Source organism: Nocardia sp. AB354 (assembly GCF_049538315.1).
GTDB classification, from domain to species: domain Bacteria; phylum Actinomycetota; class Actinomycetes; order Mycobacteriales; family Mycobacteriaceae; genus Nocardia; species Nocardia nova.
Window position 1 is genome coordinate 1 of sequence record NZ_JBMVFU010000070.1, and the last position, 845, is coordinate 845.

The following is an 845-nucleotide window of genomic DNA, read 5'->3' on the forward strand; positions in this document are numbered from 1 at the left end:
GGGTATTTTTTGCCGTAGATGTTGTAGAGGTATTGGTTGGTGAGGCGGTCGATTTCGGTGGCGGTTTCGGTGGAGTTGGTGTTGCCGCCGGAGACGATGGCTTGGGCTTTTTTCAAAGCGATGGTGAGGATTTGGTGGACTTTTTGTTGTCCGGCTTTGGTGTAGGCGGTGGGTCCTAGTTCGGCGAGGGCGGCGTCGACGTCGCGCAGGAGTTGGCGGACGGCGGTTTTGTCGACTTTGTGTTTGCCGGCGTGGGAGTAGATGTAGTTGTAGAGGTCGTTGTCGAGGGTGTTGAAGGCGGTGGCGGCGTTGCGTTGGAACAGTTGGCGGGCTTTGACGGCGCCTGCGGTGGTGCCGGTGCCGTCGGTGCTGCCGGTGGTGGTGCCGAGTTCTTTGCGGAGTTTCTGGACGTCGGGGTCGTCGCTGTTTTCGTCGCCGTAGGCGGCGGCGAGTTTTTTGAGTGCGGCGATGGCTTTCTGGGCTTGGGGGGACAGGCCGGCGTCGCTGCCGTCGCCGGTTGTGGTTGCGCCGGAACCGTTTCCACCACCACCGGCGCCGCTGCCGTTGCCGCCGGCGAGGCCGGACAGGGCGGAGGCGAGCATGGGCAGCATGGACAGTGCCATGGCGCCGCCCATCATGGCGGCGGGAGCGACCTGTGCCAGGGTTTGGTCGTCGATGCCGGGGATCAGGCTCGGCTCGCGTTCGGGTTCCAGTTCGGCGCGGTCGGTGGCCGGGGGCGGTGGAGGCGCGGCGGCGCCCGCGGCCGGGGGTGCTTGCGCCGAACCCGGTGCCACCGATACCGCGGGCGAACCCGGCCCCGACACCACACCCGCACCCGACCCGGC

Annotated in this window: 1 protein-coding gene; it reads right to left on the reverse strand. The window is 66.7% G+C overall.

The genetic code is table 11. The features are described from left to right. On the reverse strand, window positions 1–794 hold a 794-nt coding region (locus ACPCUW_RS35125; RefSeq protein ID WP_423429693.1), incomplete at its 3' end, for a DUF4226 domain-containing protein. Window positions 795–845: the final 51 nt, after the last annotated feature.